The organism is Rhizobium sp. M10, from assembly GCF_002531955.1.
GTDB lineage: Bacteria > Pseudomonadota > Alphaproteobacteria > Rhizobiales > Rhizobiaceae > Rhizobium > Rhizobium etli_C.
Genome location: NZ_NWTA01000006.1, coordinates 360,898 through 371,515 on the forward strand (window position 1 = coordinate 360,898; position 10,618 = coordinate 371,515).

The 10,618-nt window shown below is 62.8% G+C and carries 10 protein-coding genes; 7 read left to right on the plus strand and 3 right to left on the minus strand.

Annotated elements, in window-relative coordinates; genetic code table 11:
• Positions 1 to 93: 93 nt before the first annotated feature.
• The gene (locus CO671_RS13170; RefSeq protein ID WP_097606287.1) at positions 94 to 1,338 is read right to left on the minus strand and encodes a sensor histidine kinase; all 1,245 of its coding nucleotides are present in this window, start codon (positions 1,336 to 1,338) and stop codon (positions 94 to 96) included.
• Positions 1,339 to 1,613: 275 nt separating this feature from the next.
• On the opposite strand from CO671_RS13170, the gene CO671_RS13175 reads away from it, so the two are divergent.
• The 6 genes from CO671_RS13175 (at position 1,614) to CO671_RS13200 (ending at position 7,625) form a co-directional block, all read left to right on the plus strand.
• Positions 1,614 to 2,630, plus strand: a complete 1,017-nt coding sequence (locus CO671_RS13175) for an ABC transporter substrate-binding protein (RefSeq protein WP_097606288.1) — start codon at positions 1,614 to 1,616, stop codon at positions 2,628 to 2,630.
• A 71-nt stretch (positions 2,631 to 2,701) separates the two neighbouring features.
• Entirely contained in the window at positions 2,702 to 4,153 is a 1,452-nt protein-coding gene (locus CO671_RS13180) for a sugar ABC transporter ATP-binding protein (RefSeq protein ID WP_097606323.1), read from the plus strand.
• Complete coding sequence (locus CO671_RS13185; RefSeq protein WP_097606289.1) at positions 4,150 to 5,097, plus strand: ABC transporter permease; 948 nt, start codon at positions 4,150 to 4,152, stop codon at positions 5,095 to 5,097. The genes CO671_RS13180 and CO671_RS13185 overlap by 4 nt, the downstream gene beginning before the upstream one ends.
• Entirely contained in the window at positions 5,094 to 6,044 is a 951-nt protein-coding gene (locus CO671_RS13190; protein ID WP_097606290.1) for an ABC transporter permease, read from the plus strand. Before CO671_RS13185 ends, CO671_RS13190 begins: the two co-directional genes overlap by 4 nt.
• Before the next feature lie 14 nt (positions 6,045 to 6,058).
• Positions 6,059 to 6,973 (plus strand): SMP-30/gluconolactonase/LRE family protein, encoded by a 915-nt coding sequence (locus tag CO671_RS13195; RefSeq protein ID WP_097606291.1) that lies wholly within the window; start codon positions 6,059 to 6,061, stop codon positions 6,971 to 6,973.
• 193 nt (positions 6,974 to 7,166) lie between these two features.
• Positions 7,167 to 7,625 carry a pyridoxamine 5'-phosphate oxidase family protein gene (locus CO671_RS13200; protein ID WP_097606292.1) on the plus strand — a complete coding sequence of 153 codons (459 nt, stop codon included), beginning with the start codon at positions 7,167 to 7,169 and terminating at the stop codon, positions 7,623 to 7,625.
• A 40-nt stretch (positions 7,626 to 7,665) separates the two neighbouring features.
• Here CO671_RS13200 and CO671_RS13205 read toward each other — a convergent pair whose 3' ends face one another.
• Entirely contained in the window at positions 7,666 to 8,229 is a 564-nt protein-coding gene (locus tag CO671_RS13205) for a threonine transporter RhtB (RefSeq protein WP_097606324.1), read from the minus strand.
• A 127-nt stretch (positions 8,230 to 8,356) separates the two neighbouring features.
• Here CO671_RS13205 and CO671_RS13210 point away from each other — a divergent pair, with 127 nt between their 5' ends.
• Positions 8,357 to 8,560, plus strand: coding sequence for a hypothetical protein (locus CO671_RS13210; RefSeq protein WP_097606293.1), 204 nt, complete (start codon positions 8,357 to 8,359; stop codon positions 8,558 to 8,560).
• A gap of 16 nt (positions 8,561 to 8,576) precedes the next feature.
• Here CO671_RS13210 and CO671_RS13215 read toward each other — a convergent pair whose 3' ends face one another.
• Complete coding sequence (locus tag CO671_RS13215) at positions 8,577 to 10,439, minus strand: ABC transporter transmembrane domain-containing protein (RefSeq protein WP_245424981.1); 1,863 nt, start codon at positions 10,437 to 10,439, stop codon at positions 8,577 to 8,579.
• Positions 10,440 to 10,618 lie beyond the last annotated feature (179 nt).

Sequence of the window (10,618 nt, forward strand, 5' to 3'; positions counted from 1 at the left end):
CCGCCGGCCCATTTGGCGCTAGAGCATGATGCCGAAAAGTGTGAGCGGTTTTCGGACGACATCATGCTCTAACTCTCTAATTTAGAACAGGATTCAGATTTTAGACCGACCCGGCCTAAAATCATCCTGTTCTAGCGGCAGCACGACGCGGACCGCGGTTCCGCGGTTGTCATGGCCGGGTCCCGTCGTGAAGCGCGCCGAGATCAGCCGGGCGCGGGTTTTCATATTGTCGATACCGCCGCCGATCCGTCCCCGGACCTTGGAGAGCCCTGTCCCGTCGTCGGAAATTTCGATCGACAGCTGTTCCTTGTCGGCCTCGAGCCTCACCATGATTGCCAGGGGCGCGGCATGACGCACGGCATTATTGATCGCCTCCTGGGCGATCCGGAACAAGGCGACGGTGACGGTCGGTTCCAGCTGCTCCAGCGCGCCATTCGTCTCATCGGCCAGGCCCCATTCGATCGCCGATCCGGTATCGCGCGTCGATCGATCGAGATGATGTTCGATCGCCTGGGCGAGGCCGAAGAGCTGGAGAACGGAGGGTTTGGCCTGCTCGATGATCTGCCGCAGATCCTGCATGCAGTGCTGCAGCGATCGTGAAACAGGCTCCAGCGCCTCGGCCGTCACCTCGCCATTGCGCGACAGCCGATCGATCCGGCGCGCAAGCCGCGTCAGGTCGGCAAGCGTCTGGTCGTGAAGGTCCATGCCGATCCTCTGACGCTCCTGCTCCAGCGCTTCCGTCAGTTTCAGGGCGCCTTGCCGCAACCCCTCCTCACGGGCGCGGGCCTCCGCCTCCACGATCGCCGAGCGTTGCGCCTGTTCGGCCGTTTGCAGCGCGAAGAAATAGGGCGTCAGCAGATCGGCGATGATGCGGGCGCGCTCGATATCCTCCATCGTATAGACGCCGGCTTTGTGAGACGAGCAGGACAGCGCTGCGATGATCGTGCCCTGCACCTTCATCGGGACATGCAGGCGGCTTCTCAGAGACTGTTCGACGATCGGCCGCTTGAACGCGCCCTCGAAATGGAAGCGCGGATCCGTCATGGCATCGTCGGCAAGCAGAAAGTCGACCTCGCCCCACAGCAGCGAACGAATGGGGCTGTTGACCACCGGCGCGCCGGCGATCTCGCCCCAGGCGGTCTCGATGCCGGTCTCGTAGGCCGTGTGGTAGTTGCCGCCCTCAAGCAGCACGCAGACATCGAGATGATCGTGCGGGATGATATGGGCGACCTCGGCGGCGACGGAGCGGATCGCCGAGCGGAAATCGAGCTGGCCGGCAAGCAGCCGGGAAATGCCGAGATAATGGTCGAACAGGGCTGCGGGTGCATGTTGCAGCATTGTCAGTTCCTCCCCGTCACGACAGGCTCCTCAACCTGCCATGATCCTTTCCCAGTAAGCGCCGCGGAAACGCCGCCGTCTTGCGTAAACCCGCAGCTTGTTGCGCAAATCCCGCAAACGACTTGCCGCCTTGCCCCTGTACAGGCCTGCCGATCTCCCCCATCCTGCCCTTACTGAGAGGAGGAAGCTCAGTGCAAGAACAATTTTCACTCGGACCCTTGGGTCCAACGGAGTGAAGCGATCGGCCGACCGGCGCGATCATGAGGGAGGAAGACATGACAATTCGTAAGATGCTTCTGGCATCGGCCGCTATTGCTTGCGCCGCGATGCCCGTTTCTGCCTTTGCCGATACCTCGGGCAAGAAGATCGCCCTTTCCAACAACTATGCCGGCAACTCGTGGCGCCAAGCCATGCTGACGAGCTGGGGCAAGGTGACGGGCGAGGCCGTGAAATCAGGCGTCGTCGCCGCAGCCGATCCCTTCACCACCGCCGAAAACCAAGCGACGGAACAGGCAGCGCAGATTCAGAACATGATCCTGCAGGGTTATGATGCGATCGTGCTGAACGCCGCCTCGCCGACGGCGCTGAACGGCGCGGTCAAGGAAGCCTGCGACGCCGGCATCACCGTCGTTTCCTTCGACGGCATCGTCACCGAACCCTGCGCCTGGCGCATTGCCGTCAATTTCAAGGAAATGGGCCGCAGCGAAGTGGAGTATCTGTCGAAGAAACTCCCAGAGGGCGGCAATCTGCTCGAGATCCGCGGCCTTGCCGGCGTCTTCGTCGATGACGAGATCTCGGCCGGCATCCACGAGGGCGTCAAGCAGTTCCCGCAGTTCAAGATTGTCGGCTCCGTGCATGGCGATTGGGCGCAGGACGTGGCGCAGAAGGCTGTTGCGGGCATCCTGCCGAGCCTGCCCGACGTGGTCGGCGTGGTGACGCAGGGTGGCGACGGTTATGGCGCCGCACAGGCGATTGCCGCGACCGACAGGAAGATGCCGATCATCATCATGGGGAACCGCGAAGATGAATTGAAGTGGTGGAAGGAGCAGAAGGACGCCAAAGGCTACGAGACGATGTCCGTGTCCATCGCGCCCGGCGTCTCGACGCTCGCTTTCTGGGTGGCCCAGCAGATCCTCGACGGCAAGCAGGTCAAGAAGGACCTTGTCGTGCCCTTCCTGCGGATCGACCAGGACAACCTCGAAACCAACCTCGCCAATACCCAGGCCGGCGGCGTCGCCAACGTCGAGTACACGCAGGCAGACGCGATCAAGGTCATCGAGTCGGCAAAGTAATCTCCCGGCGATTGCCGCGCGGCCGCAAATGGCTGCGCGGCATTCCTTGCGATCAGGTGTGGCGGGCAAGCATGGATGACGTTTTGCAGGCGGTGATCGCCGTCGATGACGCCAAGGTGAGCTTCGGCGCCGTCAGGGCACTCGACGGCGTCACGCTCCGCGTCATGCCGGGCGAATGCGTCGGTCTCGTCGGCCACAACGGCGCCGGCAAATCGACGATCGTCAGCGTGATCAATGGCGGGCTGACGCCGCATGAAGGAAGCGTGGCAAGCGATGGCGAGCGGCTGGAGCGTTACGGCATCAACGCCGCGCGCGCTCGCGGCGTGCGCTGCGTCTTCCAGGAACTGTCCCTCTGCCCCAACCTCTCCATCGCGGAAAATACGCGCATCATGCACCGCCATCTCGGTGGTTTCGGCTGGCGCAGGCGGGCGGCGGGGATTATCGAGAAAAGCCTCGACGCCGTCTTTCCCGGCCATGGCATCGACAGCGGCCGCGCCGTCGGCGACCTTTCGATCGCCGAGCGGCAGATGGTCGAGATATCAATGGCCTTTTCCGACGCCGGTATTGCGCCGCGGCTGGTGATCCTCGATGAACCGACCTCGTCGCTCGACGCAAGCCTCGCCCGCCAGATGCTGGATCATGTCCGCCGCTTCGTCGCCGCCGGCGGCTCCGTCATCTTCATCTCGCATATCCTGCACGAGATCCTCGAAACCGCCGACCGCATCATCGTCATGAAGGACGGCCGCGTTGTTGCCGAACGTCCGGCGCGCGAATTTGACCATCATGGCCTTGTGGAGGCCATGGGCACCGTTGCGCGGGAAGACACCAGCGATCGCCCGGCGCGGGTACAGTCCGACGCTCCTCTCATTCTGTCGCATCAGACGGCAGGCCGGCCTTTCGCCGCCCGCAAGGGCGAAATCATCGGACTGGCGGGGCTGGCCGGCCACGGCCAGACCGAACTTCTTCTCGCCTTGCACGCCGCCCAGGCCAGCAACTGGCTGCCCGAACGCGATCCGCTCGTCACCTTCGTCGCCGGCGACCGTCGTCTCAACGGTGTCTTCGAACTGTGGAGCGTCCTGCGCAATTTTTCGATCGCCTCGCTCGGCGATCTGTCGCGACGGGGGCTGATCCTCGCGGACGCAGAGCAGACGAAGGGCGCCGACTGGAAGCGGCGGATCGAAATCCGCACACCCGACATGGCGAACCCTATCCTGTCGCTTTCCGGCGGCAACCAGCAGAAGGTGCTGTTTGCGCGCGCGCTTTCGACGCGTGCGCCGGTCGTTCTGATGGACGACCCGATGCGCGGTGTCGACGTCGGAACCAAGCAGGAAGTCTACGCCATCATCCGCGAGGAAGCGTCGCGCGGGCGCACCTTCATCTGGTATTCGACCGAGATGGACGAGGTCCGCCTCTGCGACCGCGTCTACGTCTTCCGCGAAGGCCGCATCACCGCGGAACTCGCCGGCGATGCCGTCAACGAGACGAACATCATCGCCGCCTCCTTCGAGGGGGTCGCCGCATGACGTTCCGGCTCTCCTCGGACGCGATGCGTCTTACCATTCCCGCCCTGTCGCTGACCCTGCTGCTTGGCTCCGTCTTCTGGCTGCAGCCGCGCGCCATGAGCTATGTCGGGCTCAACCTGCTGTTCAATCTGGCTGTGCCGATCGCGCTGGCAACGATCGCCCAGATGCTTGTCATGGCCGTCAACGATCTCGATTTGTCGATGGGCACCTTTGTCAGCTTCGTCGCCTGTGTCAGCGCCACGTTTCTGCGCGATACCCCAGTCATCGGAATCCTGATCCTCGCCGGCGCGATTGCGGCCTATGCGGCGCTCGGGGTCGTCATCCATCTGCGCAATCTGCCATCCATCGTCGTGACCCTCGGTATGAGCTTCGTCTGGGGCGGCCTTGCCGTCATGCTGCTGCCGGCGCCGGGCGGGCAAGCGCCGGACTGGGTGCGCTGGCTGATGACCGTCAAACCGCCGCTGGCGCCGATGGCGATCGTTGCGAGCATCGTCATTGCCGCCGTCGCGCATCTTCTCGTCACGCGCTCCTCGCTCGGTGTGCTGATCCGCGGCATCGGCGGCAACCAGCGCTCGGTTGAGCGCGCCGGCTGGTCGATTGTCGCCGCCCGCGCCGCCGCCTATGGGCTCGCCGGTGTCTTCGCCGTGCTTGCCGGTATCGCCCTCGTCGGTCTGACAACCTCGGCCGACGCCAACATCGCGCTGCGCTACACGCTTCTGTCGATCGCCGGCGTCATCCTCGGCGGCGGCGAGTTCATCGGCGGCCGCGTCTCTCCGATCGGCGCCGTCATCGGCGCGCTGACACTGACGCTCGCCGGCTCTTTCCTGTCTTTCCTGCGCATCTCGCCCGACTGGCAGATCGGCGCTCAGGGCGCGATCCTGATCATCGTGCTCGCGCTGCGCCTGATGCTGAACCGCCTGGAGAAGCGGGAGAAACGCCGATGACGTCTCGCCTCAACCTTATCGGCAGACCCTGGATCTGGTCATGGCTCGCCGCCTTCGTCGTCTGGTTCCTGACGATCATGGTCACCTTCGGCGCCAGCACGCTCGGCCTGTCGCAGGCCGCCCTCACCTTCGCCGCCTTCTCGGTCATCGTCGGCATCGGCCAGATGTTCGTCATCACGCTCGGTCCCGGCAACATCGATCTCTCGGTTCCCGCCACCATGACGCTGGCCGGTACCGTGGCGCTGAAACTGATGAATGTCGAAAACGGGATGATCCTGCCGGGGCTCCTCATTGCCATCGTCATCGGCCTTGCCGTCGGCATCGGCAACTATGTGCTCATCAAGGCGCTCAGGATTCCGCCGATCATCGCCACGCTGTCGATGAGCTTCATCGTGCAGTCCGCGGCGATCTGGACGAACCGCGGACTGCGCATCAAACCCCCGAGCTTGCTTGCGGAATTCACCACGTCGAACACGCTCGGCATTCCGAACGTGGCGATCGTCGCTCTGCTCATCTCGCTGATCGCCTGGTTCCTGCTTGAGAAGACGATCTACGGTCGCTGGATCTCGGCAATCGGCCAGAGCATGCCGGCTGCGCGCATGGCCGGCATACCGGTCGACGGCACGCGCTTCGTCACCTACCTCTTCTGTGCCGTGCTCGCTTCCGTCGCGGGTTATCTGCTTGCCTGCTTCTCCGGCGGCGCGGCGCTCAACATGGGCTCGGAATATCTGCTGACCTCGATTGCCGTCGTCGTGATCGGCGGCACGGCGGTCGCCGGCGGCGATTCCAACGTACCCGGCATCTGGGGCGCATCGCTCTTCATGTTCCTGGTTGTTTCCATGCTCAACACCTACGGGCTCGGCGCCGGCATCCGCCTCATCATGACCGGCCTCATCATCATCAGCGTCATCATGCTTGCCGGCGGCCGGCGGGCCGGTATGCGATAAACGGAAAGACCATCATGGCAGAGGCCAGCATTTACGAAATTCACGACCCCCGCTTCCGGCAGATGATCGTGACGAGCGCCGGCCTCGACGAACTCTATTCCGGCTGCCGCTGGGCGGAGGGTCCCGTCTGGTTCAACGATGCCAACCAGCTTCTGTGGAGCGACATTCCCAATCAGCGCATGCTGCGGTGGACGCCCGAGGGCGGCGTCTCCGTCTACCGGCACCCGTCCAACTTCGCCAATGGCCACACGCGCGACCGGCAGGGCCGGCTGATCTCCTGCGAACATGGCGGGCGCCGGGTGACGCGCACCGAGATCGACGGCTCGATCACCGTGCTTGCCGACCGTTTCGAGGGAGCGAGGCTCAATTCGCCGAACGATGTGGTGGTGAAGTCGGACGGCACGATCTGGTTTACCGATCCGACCTACGGCATCATGTCCGACTATGAAGGCTATCGCGCCGAACCCGAGCAGGCGACGCGCAATGTCTATCGCCTCGATCCGGCGACCGGCGAGCTTACGGCTGTCGTCACGGATTTCACTCAGCCGAATGGCCTCGCCTTTTCGCCGGATGAGACGGTGCTTTATGTTGCGGATTCGGCAGCAAGCCACGATGAACATCTGCCGCGTCACATTCGCGCCTTCGACGTCGTCGGCGGCAGCAGGCTCGCCAACGGCCGGGTCTTCTGCCAGATCGACAACGGCATTCCGGACGGAATCCGCACCGACGTGGAGGGTAACCTCTGGTCGAGTGCGGGTGATGGCGTGCATTGCTTCGACGCGGCGGGGAAACTGATCGGCAAAATACGCGTGCCTCAGACTGTCGCGAACCTCACCTTCGGCGGCCCCAGACGCAACCGGCTGTTCATCGCCGCGACACGTTCGGTTTATTCGGTATATGTCGCCACGACCGGCGCTCAGATGCTGTGAGCTTGCCGCTTCGATTTAGCGGAGATTGACACATCAGAGGCGCGTCTCGACGCAGGCTTCGAAGAGCCGCAGTCGCGGCGAATTTTCTCATTCGGCGTGGAATCGGACATCAGTTGTTTTGGTGATCATGCCTTGCCGGAACAATCAGCGAGCCTGCACGCTATTTCCCCACATTCAAACATGGGAGATGACAATGGCGTCCATGACACTCGAAGACCTTTCTTCGCACCTGAAGAAGATCGACTTTTGCATGTTCTCGACGAATGCCGGCTCCGGCCGGATCTCAAGCCGGCCGATGAGCAACAATGGCGACGTCGAGTACGACGGGAACTCGTGGTTCTTCTCCTATGAGGACAGCCGCAAGATTACCGAGATCGAGCGCATGGAAAACGTGTCCTTGACGTTCACGGCGCCTCCGAGCCTCTTCGGCAAGCCCGGCATCTTTGTTGCAATCAATGGCGTCGCCGCTCTGGTGCGAGACAAGTCAGCCTTTGAAAAACACTGGGTTGCGGATCTCAAGCGCTGGTTTCCCAACGGGACCGACACCCCGGGGATCGTCCTGATCAAAGTGTCGGCGGTCTCAATTCACTATTGGGATGGCGAAGAGAATGGGGAAATCACCCTCTCCGGTACCAGCGCCCGCACGGTGTGACGCGGCAGCGGTTTCCCGCGCAGCGCACGTGCCGCAGGTTTCATCCGCTAACGGCGCTGAATGTCAGCATGGCGGAGAATGCAACCAGCGTTAAGGATCCGCATCGCCGGGCTAAGAGAGGTATCCGTTTTTCACCTCCTAGGATAACTCTGCCGACCGATAGCCAGATCGCGGAAGCTGCCAGGACTGCGGATGTGAGGGCAGCGATAGAGGCCGCCGGCGTGATGTCCTGTGCCGGAGGAACCATCGTCAGTCCGATGATCAGCGCCTTCGGGTTCAACAACGTCGTCACCGCCAATTGCCGTAGACACACGGCCTCGATGTGGCTCGATCCGACGCCCCAGAGCCGAAGCGCCAGGTAAAGCACCCAGGTCGCCGAGACAAGTTTAACGCCTTGCGATACCAGAGGGTAGTCGCGGAGAAAAGAGCCAGCCAGTCCGGATGTCGGAAAGATGATCGCAAGATAGGCGGATAGCACGGTGGCAAGCAGCACGATCGCGCGCCCGACGGTCAGACCCTGGGACGCCATCGCCAATATCGCGTTGGTCGGCCCAGGCAGGATGAGAAGCGTGAAAACGCCCGCGGCGAAAGGCAGAAGATGCACTGTTACGGTCTCCGGTTTCCTCCGCTTCTTGCATGACCGCTCCCGCCGGTCGTTGACAAAAATCATTTTGTGGCCGGAACATTCCCGGCGGCCGGACATTGATCATGGCTAAGTCTGAGGTGGTGCTATGCCTCGCATGATCAGGTTCATGCTCACGCGCTTGGCCACGGGGTTCGCAATCGGATGCGCCGTGGGATTCTTCGTTTGGCAGAATGGTTTTGCCGTGGCAGGCACGCTCGATAATTATCTCGCGCAGGCTCTGTTCATCTACCTTTTTGCAAGCACCATCAGCATGGGTTATCTCGCGACGGCTCTCCTCCTGGAGGAATAGCACAGGATGCTCGCCCTCACGCTGCGTCCTGTTCCGGTTCGATACCGGCGGGAAGCTTGAACTGCAGCTCCGCCAGGCGCGTGTAAAGGCCACCCTGGCGCATCAGCGAGGCGTGAGTCCCCTCTTCCACGATCTGGCCTTTGTCCATCACCAGGATCCTGTCCGCCTTCAATACGGTTGCGAGCCTGTGGGCGATGACGATCGTGGTGCGCGCCTGCATCAACTCCTCCAGGCCGCGCTGGACGAGCGCCTCGTTTTCGGCGTCGAGCGATGCGGTTGCCTCATCCAGCAGCAGGATCGGGGCGTTCTTCAGCATGGCCCGGGCGATGGCTAACCTCTGCCTCTGCCCGCCCGACAGCGTCAGGCCGCGCTCGCCGAGGACCGTGTTGTAGCCGTTCGGCAGCTTCGTGACGAAACCATGCGCTTGCGCCCGGATCGATGCGGCGGTGACGTCCTCGCCCAGCGCGTCCGGCCGGCCGAAGGCGACGTTGTCGTAAACCGAGGCGGCAAACATCGTCACGTCCTGCGGAACGATGGCGATCTCCTTGCGCAGCGCCTGCGGGGGGATCAGGCCAACTTCCCTTCCATCGATGCAAATACTGCCCGCCTGGTTTTCGTAGAAGCCGAGGAGCAGGGAGAAAACCGTGCTCTTTCCGGAGCCGGAGGGGCCGACCAGGGCAACGGTTTCGCCCGGCGAAACGCGGAAGGAAAGGCCGCTCAGAACTTCCTTTTCCGGCGCGCCCGGATAGGAAAAGCGCACGTCGCACATTTCGATGCCGCCCTGGACAGGCGTGCGAAGCGGAAAATAGGTTTGCGGTTGGCGCTCGCAGATCTTTTCGTTCAGGAGCTCGAACAGCCGTCCGGCGGCGCCGGCTGCCTGCGAGAGTTCTCCCCAGACTTCCGACAGCGAGCCGAGAGAGCCGGCTGCGATGACCGAGTAAATGAGAAATTGGCTGAGGCCGCCGGGCGAAAGCGTCCCGGCCAGCACCTGATGGGCACCGAGCCACAACACGCCGACGATGCTGACGAAGACCAGCGTGATGGCAATAGCCGTCAGCAAGGCCCTTGCCCGGGAGGCCGCGACCGTGCGCTCGAAGGAAAGTTCGACATCGCGCCCATATCGTTGCCGCGCAGCGTCCTCGCCGTTGAATGCCTGCACCGTGCGGCTTGCCGCGATGATCTCGCTGGCATAGGCCGATGCCTCGGCAAGCGCATCCTGGGCAATTCGGGATTTCTTTCGCACCGAGCGACCGAACAGGACGAGCGGGGCCACCACCAGCGGAATGGCCCCGAGAGCGATGGCCGACAGGCTGGGACTGGTCGCGAACATCATCGCCAGGGCGCCGAGGCAGAGCATCGAATTTCTCAATGCCACCGATGCGGTGAGGCTGATTGCGGATTTGATCTGGGTCGCATCCGCCACAAGGCGCGAGGCAATTTCGCCCGATCGGTTTCTGTCGAAGAATGCCGCCGGAAGCCGGATGATATGTTGGAAGACCTCGAGGCGAAGGTCGGCGACCAGACGCTCTCCCAAAGTGGTGACGAAGTAGTAGCGCATGGCGCTTGCGATCGCCAGCGCGACGGCGAGCGCGATCAGCATGAGGAAGTAGCGGTTGATGAAAGCTCCGTCCGCCTGGCTGAAGCCGTGATCGACCATGCGCCGCACCGCCATCGGCAGGGCGAGTGAGATCAGCGCTGCGGATGTGAGCGCCAGCAGAGCGCAAACCGAGAGCGACCGATGTCGGCGAAGACGCGGCAGCAGGCTGAAGAGCGGGGCGAGCGTTCGATGTCGCAAAGAGGATGCGGTCTCGCTTTCCTTGCCGATACCGGAGGTTTCTTCTGGTGAAATCGCGGCTGGCCGGTCGTGCGGGGCTATCATCAACGCCGTTGTCTCCTCGGTGCTTGCTTCGTTTTTTGTCCCGCGAGAGGAGCCTTATGTCCTTGATCGCGATCAATATTCGATATCTTCGCCTGTGGTCAGGCCACCATCCTTGCCAGCGCGCAGCGCGACCAGAGCGAGTGCAGGGCGTCGACGAGATGGGCGATATCGGCGTCGGA

Excerpts from the sequence above, each read along its gene's own strand:
- CO671_RS13170 (WP_097606287.1), bottom strand. The coding sequence starts at position 1,338 with ATGCTGCAACATGCACCCGCAGCCCTGTTCGACCATTATCTCGGCATT.
- CO671_RS13175 (WP_097606288.1), top strand. The coding sequence starts at position 1,614 with ATGACAATTCGTAAGATGCTTCTGGCATCGGCCGCTATTGCTTGCGCC.
- CO671_RS13180 (WP_097606323.1), top strand. The coding sequence starts at position 2,702 with ATGGATGACGTTTTGCAGGCGGTGATCGCCGTCGATGACGCCAAGGTG.
- CO671_RS13185 (WP_097606289.1), top strand. The coding sequence starts at position 4,150 with ATGACGTTCCGGCTCTCCTCGGACGCGATGCGTCTTACCATTCCCGCC.
- CO671_RS13190 (WP_097606290.1), top strand. The coding sequence starts at position 5,094 with ATGACGTCTCGCCTCAACCTTATCGGCAGACCCTGGATCTGGTCATGG.
- CO671_RS13195 (WP_097606291.1), top strand. The coding sequence starts at position 6,059 with ATGGCAGAGGCCAGCATTTACGAAATTCACGACCCCCGCTTCCGGCAG.
- CO671_RS13200 (WP_097606292.1), top strand. The coding sequence starts at position 7,167 with ATGGCGTCCATGACACTCGAAGACCTTTCTTCGCACCTGAAGAAGATC.
- CO671_RS13210 (WP_097606293.1), top strand. The coding sequence starts at position 8,357 with ATGCCTCGCATGATCAGGTTCATGCTCACGCGCTTGGCCACGGGGTTC.
- CO671_RS13215 (WP_245424981.1), bottom strand. The coding sequence starts at position 10,439 with ATGATAGCCCCGCACGACCGGCCAGCCGCGATTTCACCAGAAGAAACC.